Source organism: Streptomyces sp. JLSY215 (genome assembly GCF_059682825.1).
On record NZ_CM185022.1, the window covers coordinates 166,409 to 184,367 of the forward strand.

At 70.4% G+C, this 17,959-nt stretch carries 17 protein-coding genes; 7 read left to right on the forward strand and 10 right to left on the reverse strand.

Annotated elements, in window-relative coordinates:
• Positions 1 to 503: 503 nt before the first annotated feature.
• Together AC5677_RS00860 and AC5677_RS00865 are read right to left on the reverse strand one after the other, a co-directional pair.
• On the reverse strand, positions 504 to 710 hold the full coding sequence (locus tag AC5677_RS00860) for a hypothetical protein (RefSeq protein WP_497193039.1): 207 nt from the start codon (positions 708 to 710) through the stop codon (positions 504 to 506).
• Between the two features lie 613 nt (positions 711 to 1,323).
• The gene (locus AC5677_RS00865) at positions 1,324 to 2,559 is read right to left on the reverse strand and encodes a GNAT family N-acetyltransferase (RefSeq protein WP_497193040.1); all 1,236 of its coding nucleotides are present in this window, start codon (positions 2,557 to 2,559) and stop codon (positions 1,324 to 1,326) included.
• A 232-nt stretch (positions 2,560 to 2,791) separates the two neighbouring features.
• Between AC5677_RS00865 and AC5677_RS00870 the strand changes: the two genes are divergently transcribed.
• Positions 2,792 to 2,926, forward strand: coding sequence for a hypothetical protein (locus tag AC5677_RS00870; protein WP_497193041.1), 135 nt, complete (start codon positions 2,792 to 2,794; stop codon positions 2,924 to 2,926).
• A gap of 87 nt (positions 2,927 to 3,013) precedes the next feature.
• Positions 3,014 to 3,487: a carboxymuconolactone decarboxylase family protein gene (locus tag AC5677_RS00875; protein WP_497193042.1), complete on the forward strand. Its 474-nt coding sequence runs from the start codon at positions 3,014 to 3,016 to the stop codon at positions 3,485 to 3,487.
• 81 nt (positions 3,488 to 3,568) lie between these two features.
• On the opposite strand, the gene AC5677_RS00880 is transcribed toward AC5677_RS00875, so the two are convergent.
• Positions 3,569 to 4,402, reverse strand: a complete 834-nt coding sequence (locus AC5677_RS00880; protein WP_497193043.1) for a phytanoyl-CoA dioxygenase family protein — start codon at positions 4,400 to 4,402, stop codon at positions 3,569 to 3,571.
• A 111-nt stretch (positions 4,403 to 4,513) separates the two neighbouring features.
• Here AC5677_RS00880 and AC5677_RS00885 point away from each other — a divergent pair, with 111 nt between their 5' ends.
• The 5 genes from AC5677_RS00885 (at position 4,514) to AC5677_RS00905 (ending at position 8,176) form a co-directional block, all read left to right on the forward strand.
• A complete protein-coding gene (locus tag AC5677_RS00885; RefSeq protein WP_497193044.1) occupies positions 4,514 to 4,681 on the forward strand; it encodes a hypothetical protein in 168 nt (55 codons plus the stop codon).
• A 344-nt stretch (positions 4,682 to 5,025) separates the two neighbouring features.
• Positions 5,026 to 5,553, forward strand: a complete 528-nt coding sequence (locus tag AC5677_RS00890; RefSeq protein WP_497193045.1) for a DinB family protein — start codon at positions 5,026 to 5,028, stop codon at positions 5,551 to 5,553.
• A 461-nt stretch (positions 5,554 to 6,014) separates the two neighbouring features.
• A complete protein-coding gene (locus AC5677_RS00895; RefSeq protein WP_497193046.1) occupies positions 6,015 to 6,605 on the forward strand; it encodes a hypothetical protein in 591 nt (196 codons plus the stop codon).
• 399 nt (positions 6,606 to 7,004) lie between these two features.
• On the forward strand, positions 7,005 to 7,325 hold the full coding sequence (locus tag AC5677_RS00900; RefSeq protein ID WP_497193047.1) for a PadR family transcriptional regulator: 321 nt from the start codon (positions 7,005 to 7,007) through the stop codon (positions 7,323 to 7,325).
• A complete protein-coding gene (locus AC5677_RS00905; RefSeq protein ID WP_497193048.1) occupies positions 7,322 to 8,176 on the forward strand; it encodes a hypothetical protein in 855 nt (284 codons plus the stop codon). The genes AC5677_RS00900 and AC5677_RS00905 overlap by 4 nt, the downstream gene beginning before the upstream one ends.
• Positions 8,177 to 9,718: 1,542 nt before the next feature.
• On the opposite strand, the gene AC5677_RS00910 is transcribed toward AC5677_RS00905, so the two are convergent.
• The 7 genes from AC5677_RS00910 to AC5677_RS00940 all read right to left on the reverse strand — a co-directional run bounded on the left by AC5677_RS00910 (position 9,719) and on the right by AC5677_RS00940 (position 17,842).
• Positions 9,719 to 11,827 (reverse strand): PA14 domain-containing protein, encoded by a 2,109-nt coding sequence (locus tag AC5677_RS00910; RefSeq protein WP_497193049.1) that lies wholly within the window; start codon positions 11,825 to 11,827, stop codon positions 9,719 to 9,721.
• A gap of 588 nt (positions 11,828 to 12,415) precedes the next feature.
• The gene (locus AC5677_RS00915; RefSeq protein WP_497193050.1) at positions 12,416 to 13,057 is read right to left on the reverse strand and encodes a hypothetical protein; all 642 of its coding nucleotides are present in this window, start codon (positions 13,055 to 13,057) and stop codon (positions 12,416 to 12,418) included.
• A complete protein-coding gene (locus AC5677_RS00920) occupies positions 13,057 to 14,418 on the reverse strand; it encodes a hypothetical protein (protein ID WP_497193051.1) in 1,362 nt (453 codons plus the stop codon). Before AC5677_RS00920 ends, AC5677_RS00915 begins: the two co-directional genes overlap by 1 nt.
• Positions 14,415 to 15,245, reverse strand: a complete 831-nt coding sequence (locus tag AC5677_RS00925) for an ABC transporter ATP-binding protein (protein WP_497193052.1) — start codon at positions 15,243 to 15,245, stop codon at positions 14,415 to 14,417. The genes AC5677_RS00920 and AC5677_RS00925 overlap by 4 nt, the downstream gene beginning before the upstream one ends.
• Positions 15,242 to 16,192: a zf-HC2 domain-containing protein gene (locus tag AC5677_RS00930; RefSeq protein WP_497193053.1), complete on the reverse strand. Its 951-nt coding sequence runs from the start codon at positions 16,190 to 16,192 to the stop codon at positions 15,242 to 15,244. The genes AC5677_RS00925 and AC5677_RS00930 overlap by 4 nt, the downstream gene beginning before the upstream one ends.
• A gap of 134 nt (positions 16,193 to 16,326) precedes the next feature.
• Positions 16,327 to 16,917 carry an RNA polymerase sigma factor gene (locus AC5677_RS00935; protein WP_497193054.1) on the reverse strand — a complete coding sequence of 197 codons (591 nt, stop codon included), beginning with the start codon at positions 16,915 to 16,917 and terminating at the stop codon, positions 16,327 to 16,329.
• Between the two features lie 406 nt (positions 16,918 to 17,323).
• Positions 17,324 to 17,842, reverse strand: coding sequence for a hypothetical protein (locus AC5677_RS00940; RefSeq protein ID WP_497193055.1), 519 nt, complete (start codon positions 17,840 to 17,842; stop codon positions 17,324 to 17,326).
• Between the last annotated feature and the right edge of the window lie 117 nt (positions 17,843 to 17,959).

Consider the following 17,959-nt stretch of genomic DNA (forward strand, 5'->3'; position numbering starts at 1 on the left):
GTGTGGGCTGCGTGCTGCCCCTACGGAGCAGATTTTCGCGGGCGCTTGTATCGGCCTGGCCGCGCCGCTGGGCCGTCAGCCATGCACCGCGCTGCCCCTAGCCGCGCAAGCCCCCTTCTCACGCGCCCTACAGGACCCAGGGGGTAGGCCGCGCGATCCCGGACCAGCGAACCATTCGGCCCGTCGCCGCGAATCCTTGAGCGGTCTCGCCGAAATGGAGACTGGCCAGCGAGGCAGGCGACTTCCTGACACATCCAGGGCGGCATCCGGCTGTAAGGATCACAATCCTTGCCGTAGGTGATCTTCGTGTGTCGGGTAACGAGGAAGCCCGAGGTAGTGGCTGGCGACGAGGACTGCCTTGCAGATCAGGGTTGTTGAACATCCACGAGCCCCTCCCCCGCCGGACGGGGCACGGTGTCCATCAATCGATCCGTTGATGAACAACATGAGGGAACGACGAAGGGCCCGGCCGGCAGGCCGGGCCCTTCTGTGTGTCGTCCGCGTCAGCCCCGCGTCGCCCTGAGCTTGCTGACAGCCCCTACCACGTTGTCCACGTTCACCTGGGGCTTCTGCACCACGGTCTTGGACACGGTGGACGAGTCCGCGAGCCGCCGAATCGGGTCCAAGGCGTCATCCGCGACCGCGGGCGAGGAGAAGGTGAGGGCGGCGGCGCCGGCCGTGAGGGCAAGGGTCATCGTCTTCTTGATCACGCGCTGACCAACGAGGAGCATCAGCTCCAGACACCCCAGTTTCCGGCCGCTCTTGGCAAGTTGGCGACTTCCCGGTCTCCCGGCAGAGCTACGCCCCCCGAAGGCCGGGCCGAGCTGCCGCTGCACATCGCCTGGTCCGGCCTGCGCACCCACGGTCCGCACCGGCCGCGTGGGCCTCGCGGTACGAGGCGAACGCCGAGCCGCCCTCGCGAGCGTAGATCGGACCGGTGAGCACCTGCGGGGCGAGATCGGCGAACTGCGGCCGGCCATCGCGTCGTGGGTGGAGACATGGCCGCGCAATCCTGGCCGCCGTCGAGACAGCGGGAGAGCGGGAGAAGGGCTCCGCGCCAAGGACGTCTGCCGGGGCCTCGGCCTCGACGCCGAGCCACGGCACACCGAAGGCGCCCGCGCCAAGCTGAAACGCCTGGTCGGCCGAGGCGTCCTCGTCGAGCCCGAGCCCGAGCCCGGGCTGCTGTTCACCATGTCGCTTCCGACGCCCGGACACCGGCAGAAGGCTCTTCAAGCCGGAACCCGACAGACGCTCGCAGAGTGGCCACTCACCGCTGTCGGGTCCGCCTCGTGGCGTACATACGCAGGGTCGACGTGCGCGGGGTCAGAACCAGTGCAGGCAGTGCGGGGGGCGGTCGGCGCGGAAGAGGGCGTCAGCGAGGGTGGCCGCGCCCGGGCGGTGGGCCCGGATGTGTCCGGCACGCACGAGCGTGCTCGGAGCGGTGCCGCCGAGGTAGACCGAGCCCAGGTCGCTCACGTCCAGGGACAGGTCGGGCTGCCGGTCCGTCGGGACGCAGTCGGCCTTGCCGTCCCGGACAGTCAGCAGGTAGCGGCCGTGTTCGCCGAGGAACGGGTCGTCGACGTCGAGGACGAGCTCGCCGTCCATGAACCAGCCGCGCGCGGTCAGCGCACGCGGGACGTCCAGCAGCCGCACCCAGAGCCAGTCGGTGTCGTCGCTCACCTCGCCGGCGCGGAAGTCCGCGAACTGCCAGCGCAGCGGGTGCTGGGGCGGGAAGTGCTTGAACACGACCTTGGTGACCAGGTCGTGTCCGAGTACGAACCGGGCCAGGGCCGTGAAGACGGCGTCGTCCGCGGCTATGGTCTCGTCGACCGTCAAGGTCTCGGGCTCGCCGATCCAGTAGCTGGCGTACCCGTCCGGGACACCGTCGGCGTCCCGGTGAACGGCGACGTAGCGCGGCGCCGGCGAGATCGGGGGCTGCCCCGCGCGCAAGGCCCACCAGCGATGGGGCCGGGACAGCGCGCCGGGCTGGGCGCGGCGATACCGGTCGTAGACCTCTTCCAGAATCTCGCCGCACTCGGCACGCCGCAGCACCTCGACCGAGCCCGTGTCCGAGCCGGTCGCCGGTGCGTCGGCCACTCCGCGCGCTCGGGGTACGGCGAGGGCGGCCTTGTGGCGCGGCACCGTCAGCCGCGCCGTGGAGGTCGCCGGTCCATAGCCGAACCTGCCGTAGATCGGGGCCTCGGAGGCCAGCAGTACGGAGAGGAACTCCCCTCGGACACGCAGTTCGGTGAGCTGATGCCGCATCATCGCGCTGAGCACGCCCTGGCGCCGGTGCGAGGGTATGACGCCGACGGCGGTCACCCCGGCGGCCGGGACGAGGGTCTCACCGGGCAGGGTGAGGTCGAAGGAGTAGGCACCGGCGGTCCCGACGGGCCGCCCGTCCGTCGTCATGGCGAATAGGCCGCGGTCCATTTCGAGCGCCGACCACCAGGCCCCGCCGCCGCCCTCGGCCGGGGTCTCCGGGAAGCGCCCGAACGCGGCATGGAGTGTGTCGACGAAGACGTCGAGATCCTGGTCGGTCGTGGGACGGATCTCCATTGCTGCCGCTGCCTCCCCTGGGATACCGGCACCACGAGTCGTGGCGCCCGGCCACAGTGCAGCGTTGACTCGTAGCCAGGTCAAGCGAATTACGGCCGGGCGCGGGTTGGGGAGGAAAGTTGTGAGACAACCCTGGGCCCGTGCTGACTGTTCCCACCCTGCCCTGTCGGGCATCTCCCGCGCACACTTCGGCGAGTGAATACCTTGCGATGAGCCGGCGTGGGCGGCTGGGGTGTACGACTTCGCCAACCACCACGGCCGGCAGGCCGATATCGCCGCGCTACGCACGGAACACCCGGGCCTGATGACCTTCGCCACCTGGCTCGACCGCGAGGGCGCCGCCGCCTTCACCGCAGTCCACACCTGACGCGCAGGTGTCACACCTCTCACGTCGCCGGTGTCTCATGCACAACCACCGATCGCCACCGATCACCACCGCATAGAGGAGCACACCATGACCGCACGGCTGAACCTGCTCGGCAACCCGGCCACGACCGCGGCCCGCGCCGCGAAGCACTTCGGCGCGGCGAGCCAGACCATCCTCAAGGAGTCGGCGCTGCCGGCCGCCACCCAGCGGCTGGTGCTGCTGCGTGCCAGCCAGATCAACGGTGACGGCTACGCCACCGACGTGTGGAGCAAGAACGCCGCGGCCGCCGGGGAGGAGGCCACCCGCATCCACCTGGTCGCCGCCTGGCGGGAGGCCACGGTGTTCAGCCAGGCCGAGCGCGCCGCGCTGGAGCTGGCCGACCAGGGCACCCGTATCGCCGATGGCTCCGGCGGCGTCACCGATGAGGCCTGGGCGGAGGCCGCCGAGCACTTCGACGAGGACCAGTTGGCCGACCTGGTGATGCTCATCGCCCTGATGAACGCCACCAACCGGATGGCCGTCATGGTCGGCCAGCGCGGCGGCGCCTACCAGGCCGCCTGACGCCCACGCCCCGATCTTCACTCCCCTACAAAGCCGACTGCCGGAGGTGCCGCTGCCTGGGCGCGGGTTCTCCGCCCAGTTCTAGGAACGGATGGAGCATGTCCAGCCGACGCTGCAGTCGGGGTCCTCCCCGTCCGGACCGGGGGTGTCCTGTCCCAGGCCCCGACGGATCGCGATCTCCACGGGTGAGTACGCGCCGTCGGCCCGCTCCAGTTCGTAGGGCGAGGCCGGCATCAGCGGCGGCTGGGCCATGAAGCGCGGCCGCACCCCATGGTGCGGTTGCGCCGCGTGCACCAGGAACGGATGGCACAGAAAGACGTCGCCCGGGGACCCGGTGGCGAGGGCGAGTGGCCGGTGGTCGGACGCGGCCACCAGATCGGGCGCGAGGGTCAGCCCGCTCGCCCCGTCCTCCCCGTACTGCTCCAGCACCTTCGGCACGTCAAGATGCGAGCCGACCCGGATCCGGGTCGGGGCGTCCTCCTCACCGACCTCGCTGAACAGGAACAGCATCAGCAGCGCCCGGCCCCGGGAGCGCAGATTGGTGAAGTACCAGCTCTCGCCCTCCGGCAGATAGCTTCCCTCGATGTGCCAGCCCGCGTCGTCCGGCTCTTCCTCGTGCGGGAAGCGCAGCGGGAACGTGCCCAGCGAGTAGCGCGGCTCCCAGCACCCCGCGCCGACCAGCAGGTCGTACGCGCGCTGCAGGGACGGGGAGTTGGGTGCGGCGGCGAACGGCCCCTGCGCCATGCCGGCCACCCAGTGCACGGGCTGCGTCCACGTCGCCGGATCGTCCGGGTCGCAGCCCGTCTCTCGCCACAGCAGCCGCGCGCAGTCCGCGGCCACGCGCGGCGCGACGGCGCCCTCCAACTTCACGAAGCCGTCGCGGAGGAAGCGGGATATCAAGGTCGTGTCATCCATGCCCCCATCGTGTGGCGACACCGGTCCCGATCACCCGACATTCACCGCACCGCCTTTGTCGGGTGTTCACCGACCCCTTCTCGTCCCCCTGAAACCGGAAGCAACCGCCTGGTGAGCGCATCACTGCCCGGCGCCGCCGCCCTCCCCCTCAAGCCGTCCTGCCGCAGAACTCCAGGGACCGGCTGGAGTGGTGGCGCGACCGCCGCCACCACGAGCGCCTCGCCCAGTCCCGTACGCCGCCCGCTGCCGACGGTGCCCGCCGAAGGCGCCGACCGATAGCGCTTCGCCGCCGACCGGCGGGAAGGGGTCCGAACTCGACTTCCTTGACGTATCTCCGCACGAGCGGGGAGGGGAGCCACCGTCGAGGAATTCGCTGCTCCCCGCGCCTGCCGGGATGGCCCCTTGGCCGAGCAGCACGACAGGTCGGAGTCGGTCCGTCAGGCGCTGCATCGCTTTGTGAGGGAGTCATTTGGAGGCAGTTCCGAGAGTCACCTCGTATGGCTAGCAAAATCAATGTCAGTGAGTTCTGATGTCACTGGCTCGCCTCGGGAGATGGGCGAAACGCGTGTTCGTCGCCGGCGAAGACGGTCGTGGCCGACGGCTGCCGCTGTCAGGGTGTGCTCATGACTACGACACCGGATGGACGGCTTGTCCCGCCCGCGCATGCCGACGAGCGCGCCATGCTGGAAGCATGGCTGGACTTTCACCGTGCGACTCTCGCCCTGAAGTGTTCGGGCCTGAAAGATGATCAATTGCGGCTTGCTGCGGCGTCACCCTCGTCGATGACACTGCTCGGTCTCGTTCAGCACATGGCTGAGGTGGAGCGCAACTGGTTCCAGCGTGTATTAGCAGGTCAGAAGGTGCCTCCAGTCTTCGGGCAGAACAACCTCGACGGCTTTGCCCTGCAGCCGGAACGAGGACTCGACGCGGCGATGGCTGCATGGCAAGCGGAAGTCGCCCGAGGCCGTGAGCTGATCGCTGAGGCATCACTGGACGACTCCGGCCGCCTGTCCGAACGGGAGGCGGGTCACGTCGGCGATCAGGGCGTCTCCCTACGCTGGATCATGGTGCACATGATCGAGGAATACGCACGTCACAACGGTCATGCCGACCTCATCCGGGAACAGATCGACGGAGTTACCGGCGCATGAGAGGTGCTTTCGGTTTTCGTTGATGTGCTGCCAGTCGACAGCGATCCGGAAGCGGGCGAGCGCGGCTCGGCAGGCGCGGCTGAAAGAGGTAGCCGCCCCTCTCGGTGGCAGCGATGGCGGCGGCCGCCGTGAACTCCGTAAGCAGCAGGCGCGCCGCAGCCCTTGATCACGGACGGGCCCGGCCGGTGCCACCCGCGACCGCTCCTGCTGTGCCGATCAGCTCCAGGAGGATGCCGTGGAATTCCGGTAGCAGGCGTAGGGCTGGGCGTAGGGCCAGGGTCCAGGCATCACCGCTTGTACCGAGGTGTTCGCGGATCAACTTGATCACTTCGGCGTAAGCCCGCCGTGCTTTGCCACCCGGACATCGATCATGTGCAGGACGTCGCCCGCGGCCGCGGGCCGAACCGGAAACAAGAGGGCAGGCGAAGCCCTGAACACCGAAACGAGACAAGAGGGATCACATGCCGACCGACGCTCCCACGCGCACCCGGCGCCTGGTGCTCAAACAGCGTGACTGGGCAGCGGCCGAGGCCTTCGCCGAGCGGCACGGCTGGCCCGAGCAGCCCACCGAGGACAGTGGCACCGGACGGAAGTCCAGGATCTGGCCAGTGGACGACGACATCCACTTCCAGGCCACGCTCGATCGCGACTCCGGGGAATTCAGCTGCTTCTTCCACGGCGTCGACCGTGAACGGCTCGGTCAATTGCTCGGGAAAGCGGAACACGAGTTGGACACATGGTCCCTGGCGGAGCTCCGCGAAGCCCCGTACGAGGAGGTGAATCCTCGTCGCCTGGCCCAGTCCCTTTTCCGTCTCGGCCTGGGCGCCCCTCCTGTCCACTCCCCGGAGTTCATACCGCCGCTGGCACACGGGTTGTCGAACGAACAGCCCCTGGTTCGGGCCGCGGCCGCCCGAACCACCGCGTACATGGAATGGCCCCAACTGTTCCCGGTCGTCAAGGTGATGGCCGAGAGCGATGCGGACGAACGGGTGCGGAGGGAAGCGGAGAAGATCGTGCACGTCTATCGCCGTGCGGGGCTCGGCGACGCATGACGGAGTGACGTCGTTGCGCTTGCCGCTCGTCGGTGATCAAGTGGCGTTTCGGGCCGGGCCGGGCCGGCGCCTCGCCGAAGGTCCCGTCCGCGCCGCTTCGTCTGCTCGATCGGTGAGCACCCGGCACCACCCACTCTCGCCACACCGGCACCACCGGCACCACATCGACAGACCGCACGTATCCGCCGGCCCCGCCCATGCAGCCGTCGGCCAACAACGCGCAGTCGTAGCGCAAAACAGCAAGACCATCAGGGTCCGCAGCCGGAACGAAGGCTGCGGACCCTGATGCACCGAGGCGGCACGAACGGCAGGCCCGACGGCCGGAATCCTGAGGCGACTACTACGTACGACGCTATATCGTCTAACGTAATAGCTGGCTGAACGAAGGAGGTGCCTCTGATGCCACGTCAACGGGTGCCCGCCGGATGGGCCGACCCCGCGCTGCTGATCCTGACCAGTCTGGCGGACGGCCCCAAGCACGGCTACGCCATCATCAAGGACGTCGAAGAACAGACATCCATCAAGCTGGGCCCCGGCACGCTGTATGCCGCCATCCCGCGCCTGGTGGAAAGCGGGTTGATCGCCGCGGTAGACGGGGACGAGCGCCGCCAGCCCTACCGCCTCACCCTAGAAGGACAGACCGTGCTCGACGAAAGACTCCGGGCCATGGCCCGCTTCGCACGTACCGGACTGAGGCGGCTGGGGGTGGCAGGCGCATGACCAACGTAGCCGTCAGATGGGCGCTGAAGGCCTACCCTCCCTCGTTTCGGGAGCGCTACGGCGATGAACTCAAGGCGCTGGTCGAGGACACCGGCTCCGGCCCGAGCGTCGTCGCGAATCTCCTCACCGGGGCACTCCAGGCCTGGCTCCGTCCCGTGATGCCTGATGTGTCCGCCGAACGGCGCCGCCGCCGTATGCAGGCGAGCGTCGCCACCACCTGGGTCAGTTGGTGTGCCGCGCTCTACGCCCTGCAGCTGTTGCACCTCGTCCGGACCGAGCTGCTTGGGCCGGTTTCGGTGCCCTGGGTGCAGTTGCTGTTCGATGTCGCGCTGTACGCCATGTACGCCAGCGCACTCGTCCCGCTGGTCGGCTCAGTCCTGCTGCTGGCGGAAAGCTTCCGGTCCGGTAACTGGGCCGCATGGCGCCCGCTGGTGGCTCCCATTGCGACCCTGCCGGTGGCGTTGTTGGGACTGTGGGCGCTGGCATTTCGCTACCTTTTCGACGAACCCTCCAGCCGGCTCTGGGACTTGGGATGGCTCGGTCCGGCGGCGTTCCTGATCGCCGTGGCGGCCTCGCCGGCCGTCGCCGTCACCCGATTCCGGCCGTCTGCCGGGACCTTGCGACTCCTTGCCCTGCTCGGAATGGTGATGGCGTTCGCCGTGACCACGGCAGGAATTGCCTGTGCCGCCGCCGTCACGACGTGGCTCATGGGCGGCGGTGAGGCGCCCATGCCGTCTGTTCTCGCCGCCGTCGCGGCCGGCGCTACGGTGGCAGCGGTGGTCAGCTCCGGTCGCGGAGCCGTATCCGCGCTCCAACAGGAATGCCCAGTCGATCTTGCCGGCGATGTCTGAGTAAGTGTCGCCGTGACGTGCGCCCGACGCTCCGATCCTCCGACGCTCCGATGCTCCGATGCTCCGATGCTCCGATGCTCCGATGCTCCGATGCTCCGATGCTCCGATGCCATGGTCGTGTTCATGCGCTCCTGAAGTGATCAAACGGGAGGGAGGCGCGGAGCAGCGGATCGATGACGTGCCGTTGACCGACGCGCAGTGATCGGGTTTGCCGTCGCAGTGCCCATGGGATCCGGGGTGGCGAGCGCATCCGATACCGCGCCGCCTGCGGTGGGGGGGGTGGCTGCCGCACGGGCGGCGAGCGCGATGGGCGGCTGTGGTGTGCTGCGGCTGCTGAACGACCGCCGCAAGGTCATCTTCCGGCGAAGATGCCCCACCGGTACGATCCCCTGTCATCCTCGTGCCCGGGCATGAACACGGGAACCTGTACAGCGGCCCGTGCAGCCTGCCCTGACCCACGTCAGCCCTTGCTTGGAGCATCTTCCGGCTGACCGGTCAGCCTGCGGGCGCGGCAGGGTGGACCGTGCCGAGCGTTCCAGGACCCGGTACGCGGTCGCCAGGCTGACGGAGAAGATTCGCTCCCGCCTACCAGCGGGAACGGGAGCGGGCCAACGTGGTTCGCGCTCTTGCCCGTCATGCTCCGAGATCGTGGAAGCCCAGGCAGTCCGGGTCCTGCAACGGACAGGCTGGGTGTGGTGTGCGGTCCGGCTCAGGCGTCGTCGGCTCGGGATCGCCATGCCCTGGTCGTGGCGGCGGAGCCTTGAACACAGCGCACGAGCAGTCGTCCGTGCAGGCGCCTGAAAACCGGGATCCGTCATGGCGATACCGCGGATGGCTGCACCGACACTTGTCCGTCGCCCAGGTCATCGCTCCCCCCATCCCCCCGCAAGCTCTCGCACAGCGGCCGGGCCATGGACCCCACTCATTGCCGCCGCAGCCTCGGCTGCCTCTCCCCGACACGCTACTGCCCGTCGCACAACTCGCGATAGCGACCGAGCTGCTTGGCCGGCGGCCGGTCCCGCTCCTGCTCACCCGCACCCCTGCAGAGATGACAGGGCCCCGGTCGGCTCCCGAGGTGCCCCAGGACCTGCTTGCGTCCGTGTCAGCCACGGATACCCGGAGGCTATCCGGGTTCCAGAGACCGGGGTGGCCGCCGAGGCCTGCGCCGAGCACCTCCTGCCCGCCGCCCTCGATATCCAGCCGGTGGAAGACGACGAGCACCAGGAGAACGCCGCGGCAACCGGCCAACCCACCCCAGTTGAACGCGTTCAAAACCACGGTGCATAATCACAACATGGCAAACACCAACGGGGCAAAGGCAGTTGTGATCGGAATCGCTGCGCTCGGCGTCGTCACCGCGCTCGCCGTGCTTGGCGTGATGGGCTTGCTGCTGCTGTACAGCATCGGCTGACCAGACCGCACCCGACAGGGCCCGTCCTGCGCACGCCGGAGGGGTTCGGTGCGGCAGGCCAAGGCGTTCGTCCATGCACTCCTCCGTAGTGGGCGGGGCGTCGGCCCCGCCCACCGTCCGAAGGGCCGGTGTCAGTCCGTGGCGACCGCCGTCTGGGTGGCTCCCGACTCCGTGCCGTCGTCGAACACCACGGTCACGCGGTAGAAGGACGTCGTGCCCTGAGGCATCGTCATGTCCCAGTACCCGCTCTCCCCGCGCGGCACCGGCGTCGCGGTGAGCTTGTCGAAGACGTGTGTCTCCGGGTTCCAGCGGTAGACACGGAAGCCGGTCGCCTTGCGGCCGCTCTCGTCGGCCTCGGGGGACAGAGTCCAGGGGAACCAGCCGTGATCGCCGTAGGACTGTGCGCCGAGAAAGCCGAGCGGAGCCCCGGTCGCGGCCGGGGTCGCGTCGGCGTCCGGGCGGAGGTCCAGCTCGGTCGCCTCCGCGACCGTGGCCCCGCCGTCCGGCGTCAACGCATTGCCGTACTGGTCGACGGCGACGACGCTGTAGCGCACCCGCTCACCGTCCGCGACCGTCCGGTCGTCGTGCCGGGTCCCGGTGAACTCCCGCGGCTGGAAGTTCGCGGGGTCCAGGAGCGGCTTGTACGTCCACTGCCCGTCGACGAGCGTGCCGCGCAGGATCGTGTAGTGGTCGAGGCCGGGGTCGTCGCCGGCGTCCCAGCTGAGCGAGACGCCGTTCTCCTTGGGTGTGACCTTCACGCCGGTCACCGCGGGCGGCGCGGTGGTGTTCCCATGGACGTGCACCTCCATGTCGGCCGACAGGGTGCCGAGGCACCCGGCGTCGTCCGCGGCCACGACCCAGTAGTAGTACGTGGCGCCGGGCTTCGGGGCCCTGTCGGTGAAGGACGTGCCCTGGACGTGCTCGCCGACGAGCTCGCCCTGCATCTTCGTCCCTTCGGGCCGGGGCGTGCTCGACCGGTAGACGCGGTAGCCGACGAAGTCGTCGGTGGTCGCCTCCGACTTGTCCCAGGTCAGCGTGACCCCTGCCTCGCTTTCGGAAGCCCGCGCGTTGAGAGCCGTCTCGTTCGGAGGCGTCCTGTCCCGCGTCATGAACTCTTGGCTCGCGGCGGACGGCGCCGATTCGTTGCCGTGCGTGTCCACGGCGGTGACGACGTAGTAGTACCAGTCACCGGTCTGTGGCAGCGGTTCGTGGTACCCGGCACCGCCGAACGGCTCGCTTCCGCTCACCAGGTTCGCCGGGGTGACGGCGACCTGCCTGCTGGTGGACCGGTAGACGCGGTAGCCGGCGAGGTCGGGCTCGGCGTTCCCCTCCCAGTACAGGGAGACGTTCTCGACGTAACCCATCGCCCAGTTCTTCTCAACGCCCTTGGGCGCGGCCGGCGCCGCCTCGTCGGCGGTGGTGATGGGCTGGTCCGCGGTACCGGCCGACTCGTTCCCGGCCTTGTCGAAGGCGCGCACCTCGTAGTAGTACGTGGCGCCCGTCTTCGGGAGCGTGGTGTCCGTGTACGAGGTGGAGGTCGTTGTCGCGAGCGGCTTGGAGGGGTACGCGGAGCCCTTGAGCCGCCGGTAGACGCGGTACCCGGCGAGATCCATCTCCTTGTTGGCCGCCCAGCCGAACGTGCCGTGGTACGCGGAGTACGAGAGGGACGTGCCGGTGGGCGTGAGCGGCTTGACCTTGTCGACGTCGGAGGTCGTCCGGGGCTGGTAGGTGAACTTGACGTTGGCGGCGCCGGTCCAGTTCACGTAGTCGATCCGGAGGGTGTGCCTGCCGGTCGGGACGGTGATGTTGACGGTCTTCGCCTGGGTCGTGGAGACGTTCTTCCACAGGTCGGTCTTGCGGACGCCGTCGAGGTAGACGCGGATGCCGTCACGCGCTTCGGCGGCGAACCGGAACGGTCCGCCGGAGCCGAAGTCGCGGGTGACCGTCCAGCGGACACCGAAGTTGTCCGTCGGCAGACCGGTCGCCGGGGCGCCGGTACCCCAGTTCTGGTCGATCGCGGAGTCGCAGTCCGTCTTCTTCGGCGTGCCGCTGAACGTCGTGTTCGCGTAGAACGTCCGCGTGAAGACGGGGGCGGCGCAGGTCACGGCCGCCTCGGCGGCACCAGCCGCGACGGTGAGCAGACCGCCGGTGGTGGCCAGCACGACGGCGGCGGCGAGCGCCTGGGTGGCGCGTCGGTCGCGGGGGCCGACGGCGACCTGGACGTAAGTGGCTTGATTCACGCGGAGGGAGACTTCGGAGGACGGTCGATGGTTGTACGGCCGTTGGCTGCGGATTGGGCGCCTCTGTGCTGGTCAGCGCCTTGTTCCTCGGGGAGGGAGGCCCGGCCAACACGCGACCCCCAGGTCTCCGGCCCGGTGCCGCACCGGCTGGTGCGGGATCTGGCGTCCCTGCCCTCGTTCCGCGAGTACGGGCCGGTGAGTAAAGGCTGGCGAGTACGGGCCGGAGGGGCGGACCGGAGTTGGTGGGACTTCCGGTGCCTCTACGTGAGTATGCGGATGTGGTGGTGGCGCACCGAGGCGGCCGGTGGAGGGGCGTCAGGAACCACTGGAGTTCCCCGCAATGGCGATCGGCGAGCTGTTCGGCTAAGGCGGTCATCGCGAGCTGGGGGCGGAGGCCGAGCCAGACCTGGTGGTGGACGTCCGGCGCGCTCTCCGCTTCCTCCTCCCCCGCGTCCAAGCACTCCCGCAGTCGACCAGCGCCGGGAACAAGACACGAAAGGTACGACCGGTACGACGTGCCACGCGATCTCCGCCCACCGGCCCACGGCCTTCGGGCCTTCGGCGCCCCAGCCCCGGTCGGACCAGCCCTCAGCCCCGTCCCTCCTGCGGCCGCGCCCCCCGCACCGCGTGAACCAGCGCGCCCAGGGTGAGGGCGGCCACCGCGCAGGCCCAGGCGGCGGGCTGTGGGCCGGGCTGGACGGGCCAGGCCCATACCGTCGCGGCCCGGCCGGCGGCGCCACCGCCGGCGAGATAGACCGCGCTGAAGTACACGATGGTCGGAAGCCAGCTCAGCCGGGCGCCGATCACGGCGGCCGAGACGGCCGTGACCCCCGCCGCTCCCAGGAGGTTGCGGGTCATCGCGACGGCGCCGAACTCCTGGGCATGGCCGGGGACGGCCAGTGCCAGGGTGCAGGCGGCGAGTGCGGTCAGCACGAGCAGATGAGCCAGCCGTCGAGGCCATGCAGGGCGCACGGCGGTCGCGTCGAGCTCCGCGGAGTACTGGTGCAGGCTGGTGCCGATCGCCGAGGAGGCGAGCACCGGTGCGAGTGCCACGACCGGCACCCGCTGCATCGGATCGATGTAGGCGGTCAGCTGATGTGCGCAGACGGCGGCCAGGACCGCGGTGCCGAGGAGCGTGGCGACGGTGACGGGCAGGGCGTGCGAGCGGGCGTAGAGGGCGTATCCGTAGGCCGGCCGGTACGCGCGGCGGTACGGGATGTGGTCGGCCATCACAGGGTCGGCACCCCTCTCGGGTCGCACTTTCCGGCGGTCGCGAAGTAGCGGCCGAGCCAGGCGCGCCGTTGGCCATCGGGCATGGATCTGAGATGGGCCAGGGCCCGCGCGCCGGCGGCGGCCTCGGCGATCGCCGCCTTGCTGCCCGACGTGCGGGCGTCCGCCGCCTCGATCCTGCGCAGGCGCTCGCTGAGACCGTTGGAGACCAGCCAATCCTGTACGGCCCGGTCGGTGCGCGCGACGCGGGGCGGGCCGCACTCGCGCCACACCAGTCCGGCGGCGGCCTCCCATGCGAACTGCTCGGGATGGGCGAGTTCCCCGCGTACCACGCTCTGCCCCAGATAGAGCTGGGGCAACTGCGCCTCGTCGCCGTGCGGGGAACGCGGCAGATCCTCGAAGCGGACGGGAAGGTTCGCCACCCCCGCGAGCCGCCCCGTGATCCCCGACAGGGCGCGCGAGACGTCCGGCAGCAGACCCCTGTTCAGCGCGTTGACGCAGACCCGCGGCGACGAGTCGTCGCACACCTGCGTCGCGCCGAGCGGGTTCGGGCGCCACATGCCCTCGCCGGTCTGCACGAGGGGTACGGCGGCGACGACCGCGACCGTCAGGGGCAGCAGGGCGGCACAGCGGTGGCGGCGGACGGCGTAGGCGAGCACCGCGGCGGCGGCGAGGCCACTCGTCCAGGCGGCCATGGCCGGCGGCTGCCACCAGGCGGGCAGCGGTGACGAGCTGCCTCCGGGGACCGCGGCCGGGCTGAGGAAGCGGGCCGCCCACGTCTGGTACGCGGGGTAGCCGAGCACCACGTACGCACAGACGGCGAGGGCAGGGGCGGCGAGCCGCCACCGCACCAGTCGTCCGACGACCGTGCCCACGGCCGTCATCGCGAGCAGGAACACCGCGTCCGCCACCGGCGGCAGGGCCAGCGGCCGCCCCGCGGAGACGTACGGCCAACTGGCCAGCAGCGCCCCGACGGCGGCAACCGCGTAGCCGACGAGGACACCGAGCGCCACCGGCCAGGCCACTACCAAGAACTGCGCGAGCGGGCCTCGGGCGCCGGAGGCCCTTAGCTCGGCCATGTGCGCGCGGCGTTCGCGGCCGCCTTGCCAGCAACCCGCTGCCGCGGCCAGGGGACCGCCGAGCAGCGTGGCCACGATGTGCACCTGCGCCTGGGTCTGCCCCCAACTCCCTTGCCAGTGCGCCGCCTTGGCGGCGAGAGGCACGAGGAGGGTGAGGAACGTCGCGAGCGCCGCCCAGCGGGCGGGACCGCTGCGCAGCTCCGCGTACAGCGGGTGGTGCGCGCGCCGGCCCGGTCGCGCGAGGCGCGGGGCGGGCGGCCGGGACAGGGTCGGGGCGGTCATCGGCGGGCCTCCGGAGTGGACGCCTCGCCGGAGCGATGGGCGCGGAGTGCGACCGTGTAGCCGCGCTCGACGGAATTGCCGCCGATTCCCGCGCCGTCCGCGCCCTCGCCGAGGTCGGAGAGGGAGGAGGGCGTACCGCGATAGGCCACCCGGCCCGATTCGATCACGGTCACTTCGGTGCACGCCACGGCCACGTCCTCCACCAGATGAGTGGAGACGATCACCGTGCTCTCCGACGCCAGCTCCCGCAACAGAGAACGGAATTCGACACGCTGCTCGGGGTCGAGCCCGGCGGTCGGCTCGTCGAGCAGCAGCACGGCGGGGTCGTTGACGATGGCCTGCGCGATGCCGACCCGTCGCACCATTCCGCCGGAGAGCGTCTTCAGCTTGGCGTCGATACGGTCCGCGAGGCCGACGCGCTCGACCGCCCGTTCCACCGCCGCCCCGGCCGCCTCGCCCGGCATCTCCTTCAGCCAGGCCACGTACGCCACGAAGTCCCGCACGGTGAATCCCGGGTAGTACCCGAAGTCCTGCGGCAGATAGCCGAGCCGGCGCCGGGCCGCCGCCAGCTCCCGGTGCCCGGACAGATCGTGGCCCAGGATCTCGACACGTCCGCGGTCGGGCCGGGCGACCGTGGCCAGCACCCGGATCAGGGAGGTCTTGCCGGCACCGTTCGGACCGAGCAGGCCGTGCACGCCGGGACCGAAGGCGAGGTCGATGCCGTCGAGGGCGAGGGTTCTGCGGTGCCGGACGGTCAGCCCGGTGATGCTTACGGTACTGGTGAGGTTTGTGATTCCCGGGTTGCTTGTCGTGTCGGCGAAGGTCATGGGTACTCCAGACGGTTGTTGCGCACGCCCCGGCCGGAGCCCGGACTGAAGTCGAAGACATGGCGGCGGAGGGTGAGCAGCCCCGCGCAGAGCGCGCCGGCCACCGCCCAACCGCCCTGCGCGGGGGCACCGGAGAGGTATCGGGCCAGCTGCTCGGCGAGCGCGGTCACCGGCAGGAACCCGCCTCCATGGCCTCCGCGCGCCGCGAGCACCGGCAGCAGCACCACAGACGTCCAGCACGCGGCGACGATTGCGGTCGCCGGCCGGCACCCGATGTACGAGCCGAGCGCGAGCGCGCCCAGCGTCAGCGTCAGGCCCGGCACCAGCCAGGCCCCCGCGCCGGGCACACCCGCGGGCGCCGGCAGGAGAGCACCGACGGTCGTGAGCAGCGGCAGGCTCACCCCGAGGACGCCGGCGGTCCGGGTCAGCAGCAGCCGCAGCCCGCCGGACGGCGTCGCGGCGCTGATCTCGTACATCGGATCGGCATGCGGCCCATAGGACAGCGCCACGCCGGCCAGCGGCAGCACCGGCGCAAACGTGAGCAGCAGGGGCCGCGCGCCGTCGAATCCGGCTCCGTACGCCAGCACGGTGGCCACGGCGCACACCAGCAGCAAGGAGAGCAACCACGAACCCCGCAGTGCCGGCCCGGCGGCCCAGAGGGCGCGGCCGAGGCGACGGCCGGGGGTGAAGGAGGGGCCCCTGGTGACGGAGGAGCCCCGGGTCTTCCGGGCGACCGGCCGCCGTGAGGAACGTGCCGCGCCGGCTTCCGTTTCCGCGACGACCTGCAGCACCGATGCCCGCACCTGTGCCAGGGCCGCCCCGGCGTCCACCGTCTGCCGGACCGCGTGCGACACCGTGGCCGCGCACCGGGTGCACGCCTCCACATGCTTCTCCAAGGACCACGCCTCGGGCTCGGAGAGGGATCCGTCCGCATAGCGTGCGCTCATCGCCGCGTCCACGTGCCAGGCCACCGTGACCCGGTCCGGCCCGGTGCCTCTGCGGCCTTCCCGTTCCTCCCACGTCCTGCGACCCCACGTCCTGCGATCCCACGTCCTGCGATCCCACGTCCTGCGATCCCACGTCATGTGAGGTCTCCCATCGGCGCGACGCCGTCCGCCAAGGAGGCCAGGGCGCGGCGCAGTTCGCGACGGGCCCGCATGGCCCGGCTCTTGATCGTGCCGTCGGGTACGCCGAGCAGTACAGCGGCTTCGTGGGTGGTCAGCCCGTCGACGACGGTGGCGCGCAGCACCTCGCGCAGTTCCGGCGAGATCCGGTCGAGGGCGGTGCCCACGTCCCCGTACTCCAGCGCGGCCAGCACCCGGTCCTCCGCGGACGGGACGGACGCCGGCGGCTCGTACGCGACGCGCTCGGCCCGTGCGTGTGCGCGCTGCGCATCCACCAGCCGCCGCGCCGCAATCACCCACAGCCAGCCACCGATCTCACCTTCCCGGTGCGTACCGGCAGACCTCCACACGGCGACGAAGGTGTCCTGAAGGACCTCACGCACGGTCTCCGGATCCCCGCACCGCCGCGTCAACCGCGCGTGCAGCCACCCGGCATGCCGGTCGTAGAGCGTCGCCAGCGCCGCCTGGTCCCCACGGGCCACGGCACGCAGCAACGCCACGTCGTCATCCCGCTCTCGGTCTGCCCCCACGGGGCGGAACAGTCTCACGCCCCCTCTATCGCTCGGCGCCCCGGCCCCGGTTCACGCAACAGACACCGAATCGGGCTCGCCCAGAACGGCAGCGAACCTCGCATCTCCTCCGCGAGCGAGTCCTGCGCCACCAGTGACCGACCTGCTCCACCAGTGACCAAGGCATCAGGAAGCCCGCCCAGCCGGCCCAAGCTCCTCATCGATCACCAACGGAGCAAGGCAGTTGTGATCGGAATCGCTGCGCTCGGCGTCGTCGCCGCGCTCGCTGTGCTCGGCACACCGGGGACGGGGCGCGGTGGTGTGGCGGTCGGTCAGCGGCCCCGGTGACCGACACGGAACAGGTCCTTCGCGGCGATGCTGTCACCACGAAGGACCTGTTCCATACGCCCGCCAGTTCGCTGCCGCGGGATCAACAGCGCGTTGCTCACACGAGGGAGACGGCGACCAGGGCGACGGCGGAGCCACCGAAGACCACGGTATTGCGCAGATAGGTCTGGGCGCGCACCCAGCGGGGGAAGGCGGCCTCGGCGGCCTGGAGGAAGGGAGCGACCTCGACGCGGGCCAGCTCCGGGTCGCCCTTGCGGCGGAAGGCCGTCTCCACGGACTTCACCGCGGTGAGGTTGCTGTAGACGATCGCCGCGTTCATCAGCAGGACCAATGAGGAGAAGATCCAGGTCAGCAGCTGGGCCAGGTCGGCGCCGGCGAAGTTCAGGGCGGCGGTGGCGGTCATCACCGTGGCAACGGCTGCCGGAGCCGCGGTCTCATGGCCACCGGCGTCGAACCGGAGCTTGTTCTCCTCGAGCACCTCCGGGCGGACGTTCTGGCGGCGGAGTTCGGCCACGGCGGCGGCCTTCGCGGCGGGACCGAAGCGGTGGCGGACCACCGGGATGCTGACGAAGGCGGCGGCGACGAGCAACTGCATGACGGCGGCGAGGGCATTCATGGGACTCTCCTTCGACTTGCACTAAGTTCAACTGGCTGTCGAGAAGGACGATAGACCGCGACTTGAACACCGTGCAAGTGCCCGCTTGAACTTTGTGCAAGCGGCTGCGTACCGTGA

Coding starts and splice junctions, on each gene's coding strand:
- AC5677_RS00865 (WP_497193040.1), bottom strand. CDS start 2,559: ATGGAGATCCGTCCCACGACCGACCAGGATCTCGACGTCTTCGTCGAC.
- AC5677_RS00875 (WP_497193042.1), top strand. CDS start 3,014: ATGACCGCACGGCTGAACCTGCTCGGCAACCCGGCCACGACCGCGGCC.
- AC5677_RS00880 (WP_497193043.1), bottom strand. CDS start 4,402: ATGGATGACACGACCTTGATATCCCGCTTCCTCCGCGACGGCTTCGTG.
- AC5677_RS00890 (WP_497193045.1), top strand. CDS start 5,026: ATGACTACGACACCGGATGGACGGCTTGTCCCGCCCGCGCATGCCGAC.
- AC5677_RS00895 (WP_497193046.1), top strand. CDS start 6,015: ATGCCGACCGACGCTCCCACGCGCACCCGGCGCCTGGTGCTCAAACAG.
- AC5677_RS00900 (WP_497193047.1), top strand. CDS start 7,005: ATGCCACGTCAACGGGTGCCCGCCGGATGGGCCGACCCCGCGCTGCTG.
- AC5677_RS00905 (WP_497193048.1), top strand. CDS start 7,322: ATGACCAACGTAGCCGTCAGATGGGCGCTGAAGGCCTACCCTCCCTCG.
- AC5677_RS00915 (WP_497193050.1), bottom strand. CDS start 13,057: ATGGCCGACCACATCCCGTACCGCCGCGCGTACCGGCCGGCCTACGGA.
- AC5677_RS00920 (WP_497193051.1), bottom strand. CDS start 14,418: ATGACCGCCCCGACCCTGTCCCGGCCGCCCGCCCCGCGCCTCGCGCGA.
- AC5677_RS00925 (WP_497193052.1), bottom strand. CDS start 15,245: ATGACCTTCGCCGACACGACAAGCAACCCGGGAATCACAAACCTCACC.
- AC5677_RS00930 (WP_497193053.1), bottom strand. CDS start 16,192: ATGAGCGCACGCTATGCGGACGGATCCCTCTCCGAGCCCGAGGCGTGG.
- AC5677_RS00940 (WP_497193055.1), bottom strand. CDS start 17,842: ATGAATGCCCTCGCCGCCGTCATGCAGTTGCTCGTCGCCGCCGCCTTC.